We start from the raw sequence: 18,302 nt of genomic DNA, 5'->3' as shown, positions 1-18,302 counted from the left end.
CAATCCAGCCAGCATCTTGAATCACAAACATCCGGTTTTGGGAATCCTACGATTCTCCCAAAATAGGAAATGCTCTAGGTATCGCCGTCAACGCGGACATCGAACAGAACCGACCCTTCGGTTTTTTCCGCAGCGTCCGCCACACGATCACAGAACGGTCGATTGAGGCCTTCGATGTTGCCGAGTGACTGCTCAAACAAGGCCAATTCGACATGCTCTGCCACCATAGCTGTGAGAGTGCGCGCTAGCTGGCCCAATCAGCAAGACACCAGGACCCATTATCCACAGCAGCCACAGCTGGTCCCCTTTTTGCCTACTTAATGCCCCCGTCAGACCGCGAGCCGGGCAACGGCCTCTATGGCTTGGTCGACCTCGTCCGTCGTGGTGTAGTGTGACAGACCCAGCCGGGCGACGCCGCCTTTTTTCGCGCGGTCCAAGCCTGCCAGAGGCTTCATGGCATAGAGTCGCCGGCCCAGCCGAAGATGTTTTTCCTCAGCCAGCGCGGCCGCGTTTTCCAGCGGCGAGCGATTGGCCAGCGGCGAGGTGCCTGTTGAGCGGCAGATTCAGGGCCCTGATATCTGCGCACGCGGCACATCTTGCCCACCCCGGTTGATCGCCTAAATGTTTGGTCCCGGCATTTGCTGGAGCGGATTGAGTCTGAAGCGTTCCGGCTGTGACGCCCACGCCTTGCAGATGAACTCGTAGCGATCCTTCCGCAGTCAGCCTCCGGTTCAGCGGTCAGCTTCACTCCAATTTCTTCAAGCGATTGCGGGCCTCATCTATTCTCGGCACTACAATTGTCAGCCTACTGAATCCAGCATTCTCTTTATCACGGAAAATTTGAAGGTTCGCGCCTGCGACGCCACGCCATATGGATCAACCCCGGCATGGGACGGTCATCAGGCCCGGGTCGAACAGGTGAGTATAGAACTTCTCTCCACCGCTCATGCTTGGATGTTGCGAGTGCGTCGAAAATTCCTTGGATTTCCGTTGTGCGCGTCCTTCCAAGTCACCAGCATCTGCAATTAGAGAACGTTTGGCTTCGTTCCAAGATGGTTCTCGGGCGGCAGCGCAAAGTCCGCTCGGCGCGCACACCATATGTGTCTCAGCTCCGCCCTTTTTTACTTTGCGTTGGATTCAAGATGAAATTAGGGGACGCAAGCGAGAGGTCGGCTTTCGGCATCAAGCGGGGCTAAGCAGTCATTCAACTCCTGGCCTCAAGCAGCTCATGCACGCTCCACTTGACGGCGCGTGCCGCCCCAGCCGATGTCGGGTTTATCTATGTCGACGGCGAGACATGCCTTTGACCACGCTTATTGGGGGCGCCGACTGGCGAGCCGCTTCGCCATCATTAGCGATGGAACGGAAAAGAAACCATTCTGCATAAGACTGCTGCTTTTCGACGCACCTTTTCGAAACGTCGGAACGAGCGCTTTTCGCGCAGGCCTCGATGCCCCCATAGGTGAACCGGTTCCATGACGAGTCTGACAATACGCCACCGCATCCTCGTCAGTTTCGCTGCCGTTCTGGTGGTTATGTCCGTGATCGCCGTTATCGCGTACGCCTGGTTTCTTCAGGCGGAGCGGGAGGCAACTGAGGTCGAGAAGGGCATCCTTCCAGACCTCTATCACAGCACCGAGATCATGATGGGGCAGATGAAGGCACATAGCCTGCTTCAGGAATATGCCCTCCAGGACAACCCGTCGGATAAAAGCACGCTTGAAAGCACGATCGCGACCAATCGCGACCAAGTGCGGCGGTTGATGGACGAGTATGAAGCAACGATCGTCTCCGACATCGACAAGCAGAATTACGCAGTCGTCAAAGAACTCGCCAACCAATTTCGGCTGGCGGAAACTGCTGTGCTGGACACGAGCCGAGCTGCCTTGTCGAAAGGTGAAACTCCCAATGAAAGCCCGGTCATCAAGAACACGGTAGAGCCAATCTTTGTGAAATTGCAGTCCGCTCTGCAAGCCATGGTCGAGGATCACAGAGGCGAGGCAAACAGCGCGACGCAGCGGATCAGCTCAATCGTTAGCACGGCGGAAGTCGGTTTGAGCGTGGGCTTGTTGATAGCCCTCGGACTAGCCCTTCTTTTGGGTTACCAGCTGTTCCGCGCTATCACAGCTCCGCTCACACGTTTGGTCGACGCGGTTCAAATGATACGGCAAGGCGACTTCAGCGAACGCCTCGATCTGAGGCGCCGGGACGAATTCAGCGTGCTTGCCGACGGCTTCAACGCAATGGCAGACGATCTCACAACTCTCATTGGTCAGGTACAAAGGTCCAGCATACAGGTCGGCACGTCGATAACTGAGATTGCTGCAACCTCCAAGCAGCAGCAGGCAACAGCGACTGAAATCGCCGCGACCACAACTGAGATCCGCGCGACAGCCAAGGAAATTTCCGCCACTTCAAACGAGCTGGTTCGCACGATGAACGAGGTCTCGACAGTTGCCGAGCAAACGGCTGCCGTCGCGGGCGGAGGGCAAGAGGGGCTGACCCGTATGGAAGGAACCATGCAGCAGGTCATGGACGCGGCGGGTGCGATCAATTCCAAACTCGCAATCCTCAGCGAGAAAGCTGGCAGCATCAATCAGGTGGTGACGACCATCACCAAAGTGGCCGATCAGACGAACCTGTTGTCGCTCAACGCTTCCATCGAGGCTGAGAAGGCCGGCCAATATGGCCGGGGCTTTGCAGTGGTGGCGACAGAGATCCGAAGGCTTGCGGACCAGACGGCCGTCTCCACTTACGATATCGAGCAGATGGTCAAAGACATCCAGTCGGCAGTTGCTGCCGGTGTGATGGGCATGGACAAGTTTTCCGAGCAGGTCCGCCGGGGCATGCACGAAATCCAGCAGGTCGGCGGGCAACTCTTCGACATCATCCAGCAGGTCCAGGGGTTGGTGCCACGTTTCGAAGTCGCCAATGAAGGCATGCAAGCACAGGCGATCGGCGCGGGACAGATAAGCGACACGCTAACCCAGCTAAGCGAGGCAGCTCAGCAAACAGTCGAGTCCCTTCAGCAATCGACGCTCGCGATCGACGAGCTCAATCAAGTCTCAGGCAGCATGCGAAGCAGCATTTCAAGGTTCAAGCTGAGAGCATAGCGGGCCGGCAGTAGGAGGTGATAATGCTATTCCTCGCCTTCAGTATGGGTTCGGATCGCTACTTGATCGATGTCCACCAAATTGAAGAGGTGCTGCCCTATATCGATGTGAAAGTTCTGCCGGGTGCGCCAACCGGTGTGGTCGGTCTGGTCAGTTATAACGGAATACCTATCCCTCTCATCGATGTTACTCTTCTTGCGCTTGGCCGGCCATCGGAGCGCCTATTGAGCACCCGGATCGTTGTTACGCGCTACCCGGCGCGAGATGGCGAGCAACGCCTGCTTGGGTTGGTCGCGGAACGGGTGACGGATACGGTCGAGCGAGACCCTGCCGACTTCGCGCCGTTCGGCCTCGAGCCAGGAACGCCGTCTTATCTTGGTCCGGTGACTTCGGATGGCACGGAGATCATTCAGTGGGTCAAAGCGGAAGCGCTGCTTTCGGAAGAGATTCGTACCGCATTGCTCCGCCAGGCCGCGATGGGTGTTTAATGACCGGCGCAATAGAAAAGCTCCTGATGGAAACCATTGGACTGGACAGTGCCAGCGTTGGCCCGACAGTGGTCCGTCAGGCGGTCAGAGACCGGATGGCAGCGTGCCGGATTGCCAATCCTCAGGCCTATAGGGAACACTTGACCGGTTCCCCGCAGGAGCTGCAGGAGCTGATCAATGCGGTGGTGATCCCGGAGACTTGGTTCTTTCGCGACCGAGAAGCGTTCACGATGTTGGCGCGGCATGCGCGCGTGCACAAGCATGCTCAGCCGACAAAAGTCTTGAGCCTGCCATGTTCAACCGGTGAAGAGGCCTATTCGGTCGCAATGGCCATGTTCGATGCCGGCTTTGAAGCGCACGAGTTCAACATCGATGCGGTGGACGTTAGTACCCGCAATATCGCGTTGGCTGAACGTGCCGTCTACGGGCGCAATTCCTTTCGCGGCAGCTATCTCGAATTCAGGGACCGCTATTTCGAAGCGGTCGAGGGTGGGTTGCGGCCCAGTGCTGCTGTGCTGAAACAGGTTCGCTTCAGGGTCGGCAACCTATTCGGTACTCGCGCAATTTTTGGGCAAGAGGTCTATGACATCCTGCTCTGTCGGAATTTGCTGATCTATTTCAATCGCGAACTGCAGGATCGCGCATTGACCCGCCTGAAAGACCTCTTGGCCACGGACGGACTTCTTCTGGTCGGTCCCGCGGAAGCAGCATTTCCAAGGCTGCATGGCTTTATTTCCGCTGAATGGCCCTTGGCCTTTGCCTTCCTGGAATCGGAGCCCATCAAGGCCGCGGCGCCGACAACTGCTATCCCGGTGCGGACATCAACCCCGAAGCTCAACAAGAGCAAGCCCGTTCTTCCGCCACGACTGACCGTCGGCAAGGAAAACAGTGCGCCGGCCCTGGCCAAGCCCGTTGATCAGGTCTCGGAAAGCCTAGTCGCGGTTGAACGGATCGCCAATGCGGGTCGGGTAAAGGAGGCACAGGAGGTCGCCCTCGCCCATCTCGAGAAATTCGGTCCTTCCGCGCAAATCTTCTACCTGCTGGGCCTCGTTCAGGATGCGGATGGCGCTGCATCCAAGGCCGCGCAAAGCTATCGCAAGGCACTCTATCTCGCGCCAAATCATCGAGAGGCTCTGGTGCATCTGGCTTTGCTGCTTCGCAGGCAAGGCGACCACAGCGGCGCCGAGGCGCTGGCCGGCAGGCTGGTCCGGGTCCAGAAAAGGAGCGGCACCTGATGCCGGCTTCGACAAGGATCGCTCTGCCAGTGGAGCAGTTTGAAATTGACGACTGCTGGCGGCGGATAGGCGTTCGGGGTGACAAGTCCTGTCCCCAACTGGAGCAGCATCTCCACTGCCGGAATTGCCCGACCTACAGGAAGATTGCACGGCGTCTCCTTGATCGTGCGGCGCCCTCGGCATATCGCGGCGAATGGCCTGATGACGCTGGTCGTGCAGCGGTCGTTTCGGCGGACGATGAAGCGCCGCAGACGGCCGTTCTCTTCCGGTTGGGGCACGAATGGCTGGCGCTTCCAGCTGGCATTTTTCATGAAGTGGCTGAATCCCGTCCCGTTCATTCCCTTCCACACCGCAGGAATAGTGCAGTGCTCGGCATCGCCAATGTCCGGGGCGAATTGCTGATTTGCCTGTCGCTCGCTGAATTGCTCGGGATCGACGAACCCAAGGAGGAGGAACAAGGCAGACGAGCCAAGATATTTCGCCGCCTCGTCGTGGTGGGCGAGCGGGACAAGCGGGTTGCTTTCACGGTTGATGAGGTCCACGGCTTACATCGCTACCGGGCACGCGACACTCTCGCTGTGCCAGCTACGATCGGCAAGACTCTGTCGGCGGCTACTGTTGCCGTTTTGCCCTGGCGTGAACGGGCTGTTGGCTGTCTCGACCCGGGACAACTGCTCACGATGATGGATCGGAGCATGGCATGACAGATGAGGACTTCAGCCAGGTTTCGATGTTGAGCCTTTTCCAGGCCGAACTGGAGACGCAATCACAGGCTTTGACCTCCGGCCTTCTAGCGCTCGAACGCGATCCTGTCGCCACCGACGCACTGGAAGAATGCATGCGGGCCGCGCATTCGCTGAAAGGAGCAGCCCGCATCATCGATCTGACGCCCGCCGTCAAAGTTGCAAATGCAATGGAAGATTGCTTGGTCGCCGCGCAACGTGGGCATCTGAGGGTACGCAAGGAGCATATAGATGCGCTTCTGCAAGGCTCTGACCTTCTGAAATTGATCGCATCGGGATCATCGAACGAGAGCGTCAACCCGGAAGTCGAAAGCTTTCTGGCGAAGTTCGAGGAACTGTCCCTCCCCGAGCCCGCACCCCAAGATTCGGCAGCTGATTTCGCAACGCCAGAGCATAGCCGAAAGGAGCCGGCGGCAACCTCGTCAGCGAACCCCCTTGTCGAGCCGAAAGCTCAAGCCCGAGGGAGCATCGGCTCAGATAGAATGGTTCGGGTGACGGCAGAAAGCCTGAACCGATTGCTCGGTTTGGCCGGCGAGTCGCTGATGGAAGCTCGGCGGCTCAGGCCATTCGCTGACGGGCTGCTGCGGCTGAAGCACCTTCAATCAGACATCGCAAGTGCGTTCGACAATCTTGATGCAGTGCTGCTGCCGGTCGCAAAAGATGCGGCTGTGGTGGAAGCGCTGGTTGAAACGCAGCGAAAGCTTCGGTTGAGCCAAGCCTTCTTGGCGGAGCGTCTCGATGAGTTGGATTCAGTCGATCGGAAAGCCACCGATCTTGCCAACCGATTGTACGAGGAGACGTTGGCGAGCCGGATGCGACCTTTTGAAGACGGGGTGAGACACTACGCAAGAACGGTCCGCGACCTCGGTCGTACACTTGGCAAGCGGGTGCGACTGGAGATCGTAGGCGGCTCGACCGGCATCGACCGCGATATCCTCGAGCAGCTGGATGCCCCCTTGGGGCATCTTCTGCGCAACGCGGTAGACCATGGGCTTGAACCGCCTGATGAGCGCCTCGCAACCGGCAAACCCGAAGAGGGACTCATCAGGCTCGAAGCGAGGCACAATGCCGGACTGCTGCAAATAGCCGTGGTGGACGACGGCAGAGGGATCGAGCTCTCGAAGCTGCGCGAGACTGTCGTCGCCCGGCAGTTTGCAACCAGGGAAAGCGCCGACGCGCTCAGCGAAACGGAATTGCTGGCATTCCTTTTTCTGCCCGGCTTTTCGATGAAAGTTGGCCTGTCCGACGTCTCCGGCCGTGGCGTGGGACTCGACGCAGTGCAGGCGATGACGAAGGAGGTCCGCGGAATCACGAGCGTCTCCTCGGAATTTGGTCGAGGAACCCGGTTTCAACTGCAACTGCCGCTGACGTTGTCAGTCCTGCGCACCTTACTCGTCGAAGTCGATGGGGAGCCCTATGCGTTTCCACTCGCTGCCATCTCCAAGACAATGAAATTGCAGCGGGTGGAGATCAACCTCCTGCAGGGCCGCCCGCATTTTCGCTTGAACGATCGACAGATCGGGTTGGTGACGGCGCGCGAGGTGCTGGATCGAGGAGAGTCTGCGTCCGAACCAGAGGAACTCTCGGTCGTCGTGGTGGAAACGGGTCGGGGGGACGCCTACGGCGTAATCGTCGACCGTTTTCTCGGGGAACGCGAACTGGTGATCAGACCTCTCGATTCCCGGTTTGCCAAGATCAAGGACATCAGCGCAGCGGCCCTGATGGAGGACGGTTCGCCTGTTCTGATCTTCGACGTCGATGATCTGGTTCGATCGGTGGAAAAGCTTGCGTCGTCCAGCGGATTTCGAGCCCTTCGGCGAGCCGCGGGCGGTCCCGGACCGAGCAGACGCAAGCGCGTGCTGGTGATTGACGATTCACTCACGGTTCGCGAACTCCAGCGCAAGATGCTGGGCAATCACGGTTATGACGTCGAAGTGGCAGTCGACGGTATGGACGGGTGGAATGCCGTCCGATCTGGTCCTTTTGATCTCGTCGTCACTGACATAGACATGCCGCGCATGGATGGTATCGAACTGGTGAGCCTGATCAGAAAGGACGTCCATCTCAGGAACACACCCATCATGATCGTTTCATACAAGGATCGGGAAGAAGACCGCTCGCGCGGGCTTGACGCCGGTGCCGACTATTATCTGACCAAGAGTACCTTTCAGGACGAGGCGCTGATCCATGCCGTCGTGGACATGATCGGCGAGGCGACTGAATGAGATCGAAATTGGCGACCAACGAATGAGAATTGGCGTAGTCAACGACATGCCGATGGCGGTTGAACTTCTGCGCCGGCTGGTCATGTCGACCGGCGAACACCAAGTCGCATGGATTGCGACCAATGGGCGTGAGGCGGTCGAGGTCTGCAGACGTGATCTGCCGGATCTGATACTCATGGATCTAGCGATGCCAGAGATGGACGGGGTGGAAGCGACCCGCAGAATCATGGCGGAAACCCCATGTTCAATCTTGCTGGTGACAGCCAGTATCGAAGCCAACGTCGCCGGCGTCTACGAAGCGATGGGGCATGGCGCGCTCGACGCCGTCGATATTCCCTCAGTCGGCATCGAAGGTGATGCGTCCTCGCAATCCGCACGGCTGTTGACCAACAAGATAGCAACGATCGGCAAGCTGATCGGCGATGCGCCGGGCAAGGCAAGAAGGAGGATGTCCCGTGCGGCTGAGCCGACAGCTCGACGGCTAATTGCAATCGGTGCCTCTGCTGGCGGGCCGGCCGCCGTTGCCGCAGTCCTGAGCGCGTTTCCCGTTGATTTCGCCGCCGCCATCGTGCTCGTACAGCATCTCGATGCCCAATTCGTTCCAGGCCTTGCTGATTGGCTCGGCCAGCATACGCCTCTCCCGATCCGTCCAGCGCGGGAAAACGATAGTCCTCAAGCGGGCACCGTTCTCATTGCCAGTTCCGCGAATCATCTGGTTTTCAAGTCAGCTCAGCAACTTGGCTATACGCCTAGCCCCGAGGACAGCGTTTATCGGCCGTCCGTAGATGTGTTCTTCGAAAGTGCCGCGCAATGGTGGCCTGGCTCGGTGATTGGAGTCCTGCTCACAGGCATGGGCAGGGATGGTGCGCACGGGTTGAGACAGCTCCGCGACAAGGGGCATCTCACAATCGCGCAGGATAGAGCAACCAGCGCCGTCTACGGCATGCCGAAGGCCGCCGCCGATGTCGGCGCGGCTGTTGATATTCTTCCTTTGAGTGCGATCGGCTCACGCATAATCGAAGCCCTTTCAGCGCTCCAGGTGAAAGGGTTCGTCCGATGACGCTAGAACCACAGCTGGTCCCACCACTTGCAGATAACTATTCATCCATGGTTCTGCTCATCGATGACCAGATCATGGTTTGCGAGGCGGTCAGGCGCGCTCTAGCCAGCGAGCCTGATATCTCGTTACACTTCTGCACCGACCCATTGAGAGCGATCACGGTCGCCGACGAGGTAAAGCCAACCGTCATCCTGCAGGATCTCGTCATGCCCGGGGTCGATGGGCTGCATCTGGTGCGAGAATACCGGAAGCATGCTTCGACACGCGCGGTACCAGTCATTGTGCTGTCGAGCAAGGAAGACCCAGCCACCAAGGGCGAAGCGTTCGCTGCGGGAGCGAACGATTATCTCGTAAAGCTTCCGGATCGTATCGAGCTGATTGCACGCGTTCGATATCACACGCGGGCCTATCTGGATCACGTCCAGCGAGAAGCTGCATACCGAGCGCTAAGGGAAAGCCAGCGACAGCTGATCAGTGCTAATCTCGAGCTTGAACGTCTGACGCGGATCGATGGCCTGACGGGCCTCGGCAACAGGCGCTATTTTGACGAATATCTGGCGTCTGAATGGAAGCGTGCTTTTCGCGCACAATCCCCATTGTCGCTGTTGATGATCGATGCCGACAACTTCAAACGATACAATGATACCTATGGCCATATGGCCGGCGACGAGGTGCTCAAGCAAATCGCCCGCGTAATCCAGAGCGGTTCCGGCCGTTCCACCGATCTCGCTGCGCGGTACGGAGGCGAAGAGTTCGTCGTCGTGCTGGTCGACACTTTACTGGAACAATCCAGTGCGATCGCAGAGCAGCTCGTCCAGAGCGTGCGGGAGCTGAACATACCCCACGGCTCGGATCGCGTGACCATCAGCGTTGGCGTCGCAACAGCGGTGCCCACCGAGAACGAAACGCCGAAGGATTTCGTCAATGCCGCCGATCTGGCTCTTTTTCGTGCCAAATCGGAAGGACGAAATCGTGTTGCGCTTCAGATGTCCCGCGCTTGACGAGTGGCTAGGCAAACCGCAGCAGGCTCCAAACATTTGAAAATACGTTGAATGCACCCCGCTCGCCGGCCTTCAAGAAGGTCTATGCCGACCAGCTCGCTCATTCCGCGGTTGGACATCAAAAACTCATCGCCATTGCATTTGGCTGAAGCGGGCGCCGCAGTTCTGCTCTGACAGGAGCGTGGACCGCATGCAGTTCGTTCCACTCCACCGAGTTTTCTGCTTGAATACCTCTAAAGCCATCCATGGAGGCCCCTTCCATTCTGAATGATCCCTTCGCCCCCTTACGACAGCGTTTCCTGGCTCGGTGCGCCACTCAACTCGCGGAGTTGAGGGCGGCGCGTCAGAGAGGCCCGTCAGTGGGCTCCAACGACACCCTGATTCCCACCGCGCACTCGCTCGCCGGGGCCGCGGGGACATTCGGGTTTGCGGAGATCAGCGCGCGGGCATCGGCGTTGGAGACATTGCTGATCGAGCAGGCGGATGATGGGGCCTCGCACGCCGCACTCGATGCGCTTATCACGGAGATCGAGCGGACGCTGAAGTGACTCAGCAGACGGGGCTCACTTCTTCGCGCCGCCCAGGCCGGTCCTGGTCATCTCACCCCAGCTCTGGTCAGCCCGAAGAAATTGCCACCAGCCCTTCACGCGCCAGAAATTGTTGAGCTGGCGGTAGCCGAAATTCTCGATCACGGCGACCGCCGTCAATACCGCGAGGTCCCTGGCGCGGGGAAAACGCTGCAACTCGGCCTCTTCGAGAACGAGGGAGCATACGCTCACGCAGACGCCATAGGTGAAGATGAGCGAGGTGAAGGCCAGAAGATATTCGGCCGAAAGGACACCGAGCAGCCAGAAGGCGGGGATGAGGATATAGCCCAGCACCTCCGCCACCGGTCCCAGAACGTCGACAATGAAGATGTGGCCGAAGCCGAGAAAGCCGACGCGGCCATAGCGCGGGTTGAAGAGCATGGAGCGGTAGCGGAAGAAGCATTCGAGCGAGCCGCGCTGCCAGCGCGTGCGCTGCCGGGCAAGGACGCTCAGCGATTCCGGCGCCTCGGTCCAGCACACCGGCTCCGGAATGAACTGGATGCGGTATTTGCGCTTTTTATCCCGCATATAGCGGTGCAGCTTGATGACGAGGTCGAGGTCCTCGCCCATCGAACCCTTGGTGAAGCCGCCGACCGCCACCACTTCGGCCCGGCGAAACATGCCAAAAGCGCCGGAGACCAGCATCAGTGTGTTGATGCGGCTCCAGGCAAGCCGCGCCATCAGGAAGGCGCGCAGGTATTCGACCACCTGGAGCAGTGGCAACAGACGGCGTGGCAGACGGACTTCGCGCACCCTGCCTGCCTCGATCCTGGAGCCGTTGGCGATGCGGATCGTGCCGCCGACGGCAATGGTGCGCTCGGGGTCGTCGATGAATGGCTGGGCGGCACGCATCAGCGCGTCGGGCTCAAGGATAGAGTCGCCGTCGATGACACAAAAGAGCGGCGCGCGACAGACATTGATGCCGGCGTTCTGGGCGTCGGCCTTGCCGCCGTTCTCCTTGTCGACGACGAACAGCCGCTCGGTCATCGGTGACGAATAGAGGCCGCGGATCGGATTGTGCGCGAGCGCCTCCTCATAGGGCCGATGGAACTTTACCAGCTTGAACGCCTCGATGAGGCGCAGCAAGGTCTCGTCTTTCGAGCCGTCGTTGATGACGATGACCTCGAAATTGGGATATTCGAGCGCCAGCATGGAATGGACGCTCTCGACCACGTTCAAGGCCTCGTTGTAGGCGGGCACCAATAGCGCGATCGGCGGCGCGACATCGCCATAGCGGTGCCAAAGCAGCGCCGAGCGCGCGACCGGTGGGCGCTTGGACAATGCATAGCCGGCGACGATGAGCTGCAGGAGGTATATCGTCGTCTGCGCCAGCCCGGCCCCGATGATGAACCAAGACAAGATGGTGGCGGCAAGAACGATCTCGTCGCTCCAGTCGGCGATCATACGGCTGGTCCCTCGGCAAGAATGAGCGAGGCGGTGCGCTGGCTGCGCGAGACCTCACTGTCGGCAATCTGGCGCAGCAACCGCTCTCCCGGCTGGCCGAAGGAGCGCAGCGCGTTGGCGGCGGCATAGCGCACGTTCCACACCTCGTCGCCCATTAGCTTGGATAGCGGCCGGCCAAGTTCGGCGAGGCCGAGGCGGCCGGCGGCATCGGCGGCCGCGCTGCGCACCTCCCAGTCGCCTTTTGTCATCGCGGTCGAGAGGATCGCCGGCGCGTCGGCATTTCCGGTGAGGCCGAGCGCCCGCAGTGCCGCTGCGGCAACCTCGGGCGAGGCGTCGTCGGCCAAGCGGGCGAAGAGATCGGCGAAGCGGAAGCCGCCGGCGCGGGCCAATGCGTCGATCGCGGCCGCCCTTATGAAGGGCACGGCGTCGGCGCGCGCGGCATGGTCCGCCAGTTCCTCCAGGCGCGCGTGCGGAAAGCGCCTGAACAGCTCGATCAGGCGTCGCGAGCGCTGCCCGGCCACGCCGATCTTGCGCAGCGCAATGCCGAGCGGCGGCAGGCTGTTCAGATCGCAGAGCGCTATGGCGACGGCGATCCTGACCTCGCGCGAGCGGTCGTGGTCGAGCGCGGAAAGCAGGCTTGCCACCGCACCTTCCGAGCGCAGCGCCGCCAGCATCTCGGCCGCATGGATGCGTTCGGCGCCGTTGCCCTTTTCCAGTTGCCTGCCGACAAGGGCCGGCAGGCCACATTCCTTGAAAGCAGCAAGGACATCGTCGTGCTCCTCGCCGCGCAAAAGCGAAATGAACTCGAAGCCGGTATTGATCGCCACGCCAGCCGGCACCGAAAGAATGGCCGTTTTCAACACCTCGCGGTCGCGGCTCTCGGTGAAGGCGATCAGCGCAGTCAGAAGCTGACGCCGCTGGTCGGCCGCAGCCTTGCTCCGGCGCTCCTGCAGGACGCGTCTCGCGATCAGGAACAGCATGATCACCAGCGAAAGAGCGCTGAGCAGTATGGAGAGATCCCAGATGTACCACATGGTCAGAACCGCGCGGTCAGGCCGAGACCGAATGTATTCCGGTCGAATCTCGGTCGTTCTTCATGCGCGATGCTGGCGCGCAACGTCAGCGGATCGCTGATGTCCCAGGAAACACCACCAAAGACCGCGCGCGTCGGCACCAGCGTGCCGTCGGAGATTTCGGGAGCGTCGGCATAACCGCCGAACACGTTGAAGTGCGGTGTCGCAGCAAGGTCGACGCGAAGCACATAACCGTCTGCGCCCGTGCCGATATCATCCTGCGCATGAACCCAGCGGGCGGAAAGCCCCAGGCGGCCGTCTAGGATAGAGGTCTGCACCCATGGCGAGATGCTGGTGACATTTGTGTCGGCGAAATTGTCGTACCGGGCGTCGATGTTGAGCGAAAGCGGGCCGAACGCCTTTGCCGGCGCCATGACCTGCCACGAAGCCCCGGCGCCGATCGAATAGCGCGCGAGGAAATCAGCGTCCGGCGTCGCCGCCGCCAGAGCATAGGCAGAGAACGCCGGCGAGAAGGCCTGGTCGATACGGCCTTCGATCTGGACGTCGGTGCGGCCGAAGCGTGTGGCCAGCCGGGTGCGACCGGAAATCGTGGTGCGCGGCGACAGCCGATAGGCAAGGCCTGCCGAACTGTCGGTCCAGTCGCCGAGCTCGCTGGTGAGATCGCTCACCTCGCTGCCGAGGTCGAGCCGCCATTTGCGCGGCGGCGGCACGGCCAGCCTTTGCTCGATATCGAAAGAGCCAGGCTCGACGGCGAGCGCTTGGCTGTAGGCATCCCGCGCGTCCTCCTCTTTACCCTCGGCGCGGCGCACATCGCCGAGCCCGACCAGCGCCTCGGCATTGCGCGGATCGGCCGCAAGCACGCGCTGGAACGACTGCCCGGCCCGCGTGTAATCGGCCTCGAGCAAAGCCACTCTCGCATCCAGCTCGAGCGCCTCGACATTGCCTGGCACTGAGGCCAGCACGCCATCGACCAAGCGGCGGGCGCTCGGCGCGTCGCCCCGCCAGATCGCCAGGCGCACCTTGCCGAGCCGCGCGTCGAGAAGGCCCGGCTTGATCGCAAGCGCGCGGTCGAAGAAAAGCCCCGCCTCGTCGAAGCTTTGGCTGGAGCCGACGACCAGGCCAAGGGCGACGAGGATGTCGGTATTCTTCGGCGCCAGTCCCAGTGCCCGGCGATAGACTTTCTCCGCCTCGGGCAGCTTTCCCGCCGCTCGCAGGCGTCTGCCCTGCTCCATCAGACCGGCGACGGGATCGGGCCGCCGGCTAGTCGGTTTCTTTGTCGGCGCCGGAACCGCGGGAGACCGTCTCACCTCACTGCCGGCGGCTTGCTTCGCCTTCTGGATATTGGCGATAAGCGTGGCGGCGTCAGCGTTGCCGGGCTCGGCCCGCAGGGCCGTTTCGGCTAGCGGAAGCGCGGCATCCAGATTGCCCGAGCGGAACTCGACCTCAGCCATGCCAAAGCTGGCGTCCCGATAGGTTGGGGCCAAGGACAGGGCATTGGAAAAAGCGTCGCGCGCCGCCGACAGATTGTCGCGGCCGAGTTCGGCAAAACCGAGTTGCACCAAGGCGTCGGCGTTATCGGGTTTAAGCGCAAGGGCGCGCCGTAAAAACTCCACCGCCTCGTCAAAATGCTGCGCTTGCCTGGCCTTGACGCCGAACTCGTAAAGCTCATCCACCGTCTGCGCCAGCACCGCGCCCTGGAGCGCAGCGATCGCCAGGATCAGACATGCGCCAAGGGCTGCGCACCGGCAGCGCCGCATCAGCGTTTCCCGCTCTTTCGCGCGAGCAGACGCGCCAACCGAGCCAGAAGCTCCTCGGGGATGAATGGCTTCACAAGGTAGTCGTCGGCTCCTTTTTCGAGGGCCGAGACGATGTCCCTTTCGCCCTTGCGGGCGGTCAACATGACGACCGGGGTTTCGGACAAAGCCGGATCGCCCTTGATGCGGGCAAGGACCTCCAGGCCGTCGGCCTTGGGCATCATCGCGTCGAGCACGATGATGTCCGGCGCCTCATGCTCTGCCTTCGAGAGCGCTTCCGCCCCGTCTACTGCTTTGATGACCTCATATCCCTTTGCCCTGAGCCTGAATTCCATCAGCTCGATCAACAAGGGATCGTCATCGCAAATCAGAACTCTTGCCTTCGCTCCGTTCACCAGCCTTGCTCCGGTTCCGTCGCCCCCCGGAGTGATCCCATGAACCGACATCCGCCAATGCGGTCCATGCAGACAGAAATATTCGTCTCGACTCTCTCATCGACGTCCGCCGATGCCACGCGATTATAGACAACCTGATTCGCTGCGCCTGCACCTCGGCACAATCAGTAGATGAATAAGGCGACATGGTATAGGAGCCCTGAACGGCATCGCACAGTGTGCAGACAAACTGCGCTCGGTGGCCAAGCCATACGTCGGCTCAGGTGCGCGATAGAAGCAATCTTTTGACTTCACCGGCAAGCGCAAGCGGGTCGAAAGGTTTGGCGATCACCCCCACCGCCCCCATAGCCAGATAGCGTTCGACCTCATGCGTCTGGGTGCGCGCGGTGATGAACACCACGGGTATCGACGCCGTCGGCCGGGACTCGGCCAGGCGCCTCAGCGTCTCCGGTCCGTCCATGTCGGGCATCATCACATCGAGCAGGATGAGGTCGGGCCGCCATTCGGCGGCATCGGCCAGCGCCTGCATGCCCGAAGAACAGGATCGCACCTCGAATTCCGGCTCGAGCTCCAGCGACATCTGGGCGATTTCGCGGATATCGTCCTCGTCGTCTACATAGAGGATCCTTGCGGGCATTAGCATCACTCCTTGGCGTGCGCGGCAGGCCAAGTGCCATTGCGGGACGAAACCAACATGTTCCGTACCAACTTTGCCACATCGATTTCCGACGCTCTGGTCTTGGTCATGATCGCCTGCACCCGATCGCCGAGCTTCTGGTCGAGTTCCGCCGCCGAGAACACGATGACCGCAGTCTCGAGCGGCAGATCGGTCAGGAGGTCGAGGCCCGATCCGTCGGGAAGCGCGATATCCAGGATGACTAGGTCGAAGCGATGGCGGGCGATCGCCTCCTGGGCCTGCTTTAGTGTCTTCGCCGAGGTGATCGAGACGCCCGAACCCAGCCCTTCTGACATCACCGCAAGCACGCCCTCATCGTCTTCGACATGCAGGATTTGTGGCCTCGGCTCGACCCTACGGCCGACGATCTTGGCAAGAGCGGCGTGAAGCCGTTTCGAATCCACCGGCTTCTCCAGCCAGTCGACGATGCCGACGGCGCTGCCGTTCAGCGAGCGCCTGGCCTCGTCGGCGACGGCGGAGATGACGATGACCGCAATGTCGGAATTCACCGGTGATGCCCGTATGTCGTGGAAGAGCTTGATTCCGGATTCCCCCGCCAGCTTGATGTCGAGCGTCAGCGCCACGTAGTCGCGCGAGCTCAGCAGCGCCTTGGCGGTGTCGATATCGGGCGCGACGTCGCTGGCAAAGCCTTCTGCATCGAGAAGTGCTGCGATCACCACAGCAATGTCAGGCTCGTCCTCGCAGATGAGGACACGCAGGCGGCCATCGCGCTTGCGCGCCCGGCGCTCGACCGAAACCGGCTTCTCGGTCTGCCTGTGCGCTTCGGGGAGGTCAATGTGAAACGAGGTTCCCTTGCCTTCCTCGGTTTCGAAGGAGATGCCGCCGCCCAGCTTTTCAGTGATGGCCTTGACGATGCTCAAGCCCAGGCCAGTACCGCCTATCTTGCGAGTGCTGGAGGCGTCCGCCTGCTCGAACTTCCCGAATATGCGACTGCGGAACGCCTCGGGGATGCCAGCGCCCTGGTCCACGACCGAGATGCGCAGCATATCGGGGGCACGACGATGGAGTTTCACCGTGACGATGCCATCAGTGTGCGAGAACTTGATCGCATTCGACAGCAGGTTGGCCATCACCTGATGCAGGCGATCCGGATCTATGTTGGCTTCGGCGCGCGGGGCATCGTCGACCAAGACGATCCTGATTCGGCTGTCGGCCATGTAGTTGGTGCTGGCGGCAATCGCCTGTTCCAGGACCGGGCGGACAGCCATCTGCCTGATCTTGAAGGTGATCACGCCAGATTCGATCTTCTCCATATCAAGGATGTCGTTGATGAGAAGAACCAGCCTTTCACTGTTGGTGTGGGCGATGTTGACGAGATTGGCGGCCTTGGGCGGCAGTTCGCCGGCGACGCCGGCCGCGATCAAACCAAGTGAGCCGCGGATGGAGGTCAGTGGGGTGCGCAATTCGTGGCTGACCGTCGAGATGAAATCGTTCTTCAGCTGGGCATTTCGCTTTTGCTCGGTGATGTCGCGATTGTAGGTGATGACGCCGCTGATCTTGCCGGTCTCGTCGCGGAACGGTGCCTTCAGCGTGTAGAGCCAGCCTTGTCTGCCGTCCGGGAAAACCGCCGGCTGGTCGATGCGCAGCGTCTGCCCGGCTTCCAGAGCGCCCATCTCATCCTGCCGGAAGCGCTCGGCCACGTCCTTAGAGTAGAAATCGAAATCCGTCTTGCCGATAAGCTGTTCGACCGAAGCGGCGCGCATCATTTCGGCAGTGGCGGGATTGGCGGCGATGAACCGGCCGTCGACATCCTTAATGTTCAGGCAATCCGGGAGTTCGCGGACCATGGCCCGGTAGATCATGTTGGACATCGCAAGATCGCGCCGCCGCTGCTGCCGGTCCAGCAGAACGCTTATGAGGACGGTGCTGAGGAAGCGGAACACGAGTGATGGGAGTGTGCTCTGCTGCACCAGGTCGGCAACGACTTGCGAGGGGATGATCAGGAGCGTGATCAGCCCGGCGAAAGCTACCGACACGCCGAGTCCGAATATGTCGAACATGGTGCGAGACCGGGCAGTAACGATGTGGTGCCACGCAATACCGACTATAGCGGTGATGAGGATCCCCACGACACCGACGCTCGCGCCCTGTCCACCGAGATAGATGCGATAGGCAATGGAGCCGGCAGTAGCGATGAACATCGCCGGCCATCCACCGAAGAACGCGGCAGCCGCAATGAAGGCGGCGCGGAGATCGACGACGAAGCCGGAGACGGACAAGCCCGTCGCCATGGAAATGATCGCGCCCATGCACATGACCACGCCAAGAACCAGCGACTGCATCCGCGTCGACAGACGCCCGGTGAAGTCCGCCACAAGATCCCAGGCGACCACGAGGATGGAGACCAGGGCAAGATTGGCGAGGAGTGACTGCCAGAACTCGGTCATGACTTTCCCGCTCCTTTTCCCGATAGATACCGCCAAAACCTATCCGAGGTCTAAAGAAGCTACAGACTCCGGCCCTCTGCCAGTTGAGGCTCGCTGCTCGAAGTCGCGTTGGTGGTTAATCCGCGCGTCGACAGCCCTCTGGCCGAGCCTGCCATAGCCTGGGCGGAACCATCCTCTCC

At 60.7% G+C, this 18,302-nt stretch carries 15 protein-coding genes; 8 read left to right on the top strand and 7 right to left on the bottom strand.

The features are described from left to right. Positions 1 to 329: 329 nt before the first annotated feature. Entirely contained in the window at positions 330 to 455 is a 126-nt protein-coding gene (locus FJ986_RS31130; protein ID WP_281405503.1) for a hypothetical protein, read from the bottom strand. 1,020 nt (positions 456 to 1,475) lie between these two features. Between FJ986_RS31130 and FJ986_RS30150 the strand changes: the two genes are divergently transcribed. The 8 genes from FJ986_RS30150 to FJ986_RS30115 all read left to right on the top strand — a co-directional run bounded on the left by FJ986_RS30150 (position 1,476) and on the right by FJ986_RS30115 (position 10,413). After that, positions 1,476 to 3,113 (top strand): methyl-accepting chemotaxis protein, encoded by a 1,638-nt coding sequence (locus tag FJ986_RS30150; protein ID WP_140676896.1) that lies wholly within the window; start codon positions 1,476 to 1,478, stop codon positions 3,111 to 3,113. A gap of 23 nt (positions 3,114 to 3,136) precedes the next feature. Then, on the top strand, positions 3,137 to 3,601 hold the full coding sequence (locus FJ986_RS30145; protein ID WP_140676893.1) for a chemotaxis protein CheW: 465 nt from the start codon (positions 3,137 to 3,139) through the stop codon (positions 3,599 to 3,601). Beyond that, positions 3,601 to 4,836, top strand: a complete 1,236-nt coding sequence (locus tag FJ986_RS30140; protein ID WP_140676890.1) for a protein-glutamate O-methyltransferase CheR — start codon at positions 3,601 to 3,603, stop codon at positions 4,834 to 4,836. Before FJ986_RS30145 ends, FJ986_RS30140 begins: the two co-directional genes overlap by 1 nt. Continuing rightward, complete coding sequence (locus FJ986_RS30135) at positions 4,836 to 5,540, top strand: chemotaxis protein CheW (protein ID WP_140518208.1); 705 nt, start codon at positions 4,836 to 4,838, stop codon at positions 5,538 to 5,540. Before FJ986_RS30140 ends, FJ986_RS30135 begins: the two co-directional genes overlap by 1 nt. Continuing rightward, a complete protein-coding gene (locus tag FJ986_RS30130; protein ID WP_140657141.1) occupies positions 5,537 to 7,804 on the top strand; it encodes a hybrid sensor histidine kinase/response regulator in 2,268 nt (755 codons plus the stop codon). Before FJ986_RS30135 ends, FJ986_RS30130 begins: the two co-directional genes overlap by 4 nt. Before the next feature lie 22 nt (positions 7,805 to 7,826). Then, on the top strand, positions 7,827 to 8,864 hold the full coding sequence (locus tag FJ986_RS30125) for a chemotaxis response regulator protein-glutamate methylesterase (RefSeq protein ID WP_140581973.1): 1,038 nt from the start codon (positions 7,827 to 7,829) through the stop codon (positions 8,862 to 8,864). Between the two features lie 47 nt (positions 8,865 to 8,911). Next, the gene (locus FJ986_RS30120; protein WP_281405099.1) at positions 8,912 to 9,865 is read left to right on the top strand and encodes a PleD family two-component system response regulator; all 954 of its coding nucleotides are present in this window, start codon (positions 8,912 to 8,914) and stop codon (positions 9,863 to 9,865) included. A gap of 245 nt (positions 9,866 to 10,110) precedes the next feature. After that, a complete protein-coding gene (locus tag FJ986_RS30115; RefSeq protein ID WP_181165450.1) occupies positions 10,111 to 10,413 on the top strand; it encodes an Hpt domain-containing protein in 303 nt (100 codons plus the stop codon). 15 nt (positions 10,414 to 10,428) lie between these two features. Here the strand turns inward: FJ986_RS30115 and FJ986_RS30110 are convergent, their stop codons facing one another. From FJ986_RS30110 to FJ986_RS30085, 6 genes are all read right to left on the bottom strand, one after another. Then, positions 10,429 to 11,856, bottom strand: a complete 1,428-nt coding sequence (locus tag FJ986_RS30110; protein WP_181165449.1) for a glycosyltransferase family 2 protein — start codon at positions 11,854 to 11,856, stop codon at positions 10,429 to 10,431. After that, positions 11,853 to 12,890 (bottom strand): HEAT repeat domain-containing protein, encoded by a 1,038-nt coding sequence (locus tag FJ986_RS30105; RefSeq protein ID WP_140518212.1) that lies wholly within the window; start codon positions 12,888 to 12,890, stop codon positions 11,853 to 11,855. The genes FJ986_RS30110 and FJ986_RS30105 overlap by 4 nt, the downstream gene beginning before the upstream one ends. A gap of 2 nt (positions 12,891 to 12,892) precedes the next feature. After that, positions 12,893 to 14,647 (bottom strand): YaiO family outer membrane beta-barrel protein, encoded by a 1,755-nt coding sequence (locus tag FJ986_RS30100; RefSeq protein WP_140676887.1) that lies wholly within the window; start codon positions 14,645 to 14,647, stop codon positions 12,893 to 12,895. Next, positions 14,647 to 15,039: a response regulator gene (locus FJ986_RS30095; RefSeq protein WP_140500730.1), complete on the bottom strand. Its 393-nt coding sequence runs from the start codon at positions 15,037 to 15,039 to the stop codon at positions 14,647 to 14,649. Before FJ986_RS30095 ends, FJ986_RS30100 begins: the two co-directional genes overlap by 1 nt. Positions 15,040 to 15,298: 259 nt before the next feature. Continuing rightward, positions 15,299 to 15,676, bottom strand: a complete 378-nt coding sequence (locus FJ986_RS30090) for a response regulator (protein WP_140672561.1) — start codon at positions 15,674 to 15,676, stop codon at positions 15,299 to 15,301. A 5-nt stretch (positions 15,677 to 15,681) separates the two neighbouring features. Further along, entirely contained in the window at positions 15,682 to 18,123 is a 2,442-nt protein-coding gene (locus FJ986_RS30085; RefSeq protein ID WP_140676884.1) for an ATP-binding protein, read from the bottom strand. Positions 18,124 to 18,302: the final 179 nt, after the last annotated feature.

This window comes from Mesorhizobium sp. B1-1-1, assembly GCF_006442955.1.
Lineage (GTDB): Bacteria > Pseudomonadota > Alphaproteobacteria > Rhizobiales > Rhizobiaceae > Mesorhizobium.
This window is presented reverse-complemented; position numbering and strand designations above follow the sequence as displayed.

What these genes read in the sequence shown, in the direction of transcription:
- FJ986_RS31130 (WP_281405503.1), bottom strand. Translation starts at nt 455, where the DNA reads ATGAAGCCTCTGGCAGGCTTGGACCGCGCGAAAAAAGGCGGCGTCGCC.
- FJ986_RS30150 (WP_140676896.1), top strand. Translation starts at nt 1,476, where the DNA reads ATGACGAGTCTGACAATACGCCACCGCATCCTCGTCAGTTTCGCTGCC.
- FJ986_RS30145 (WP_140676893.1), top strand. Translation starts at nt 3,137, where the DNA reads ATGCTATTCCTCGCCTTCAGTATGGGTTCGGATCGCTACTTGATCGAT.
- FJ986_RS30140 (WP_140676890.1), top strand. Translation starts at nt 3,601, where the DNA reads ATGACCGGCGCAATAGAAAAGCTCCTGATGGAAACCATTGGACTGGAC.
- FJ986_RS30135 (WP_140518208.1), top strand. Translation starts at nt 4,836, where the DNA reads ATGCCGGCTTCGACAAGGATCGCTCTGCCAGTGGAGCAGTTTGAAATT.
- FJ986_RS30130 (WP_140657141.1), top strand. Translation starts at nt 5,537, where the DNA reads ATGACAGATGAGGACTTCAGCCAGGTTTCGATGTTGAGCCTTTTCCAG.
- FJ986_RS30125 (WP_140581973.1), top strand. Translation starts at nt 7,827, where the DNA reads ATGAGAATTGGCGTAGTCAACGACATGCCGATGGCGGTTGAACTTCTG.
- FJ986_RS30120 (WP_281405099.1), top strand. Translation starts at nt 8,912, where the DNA reads ATGGTTCTGCTCATCGATGACCAGATCATGGTTTGCGAGGCGGTCAGG.
- FJ986_RS30115 (WP_181165450.1), top strand. Translation starts at nt 10,111, where the DNA reads ATGGAGGCCCCTTCCATTCTGAATGATCCCTTCGCCCCCTTACGACAG.
- FJ986_RS30110 (WP_181165449.1), bottom strand. Translation starts at nt 11,856, where the DNA reads ATGATCGCCGACTGGAGCGACGAGATCGTTCTTGCCGCCACCATCTTG.
- FJ986_RS30105 (WP_140518212.1), bottom strand. Translation starts at nt 12,890, where the DNA reads ATGTGGTACATCTGGGATCTCTCCATACTGCTCAGCGCTCTTTCGCTG.
- FJ986_RS30100 (WP_140676887.1), bottom strand. Translation starts at nt 14,647, where the DNA reads ATGCGGCGCTGCCGGTGCGCAGCCCTTGGCGCATGTCTGATCCTGGCG.
- FJ986_RS30090 (WP_140672561.1), bottom strand. Translation starts at nt 15,676, where the DNA reads ATGCCCGCAAGGATCCTCTATGTAGACGACGAGGACGATATCCGCGAA.
- FJ986_RS30085 (WP_140676884.1), bottom strand. Translation starts at nt 18,123, where the DNA reads ATGACCGAGTTCTGGCAGTCACTCCTCGCCAATCTTGCCCTGGTCTCC.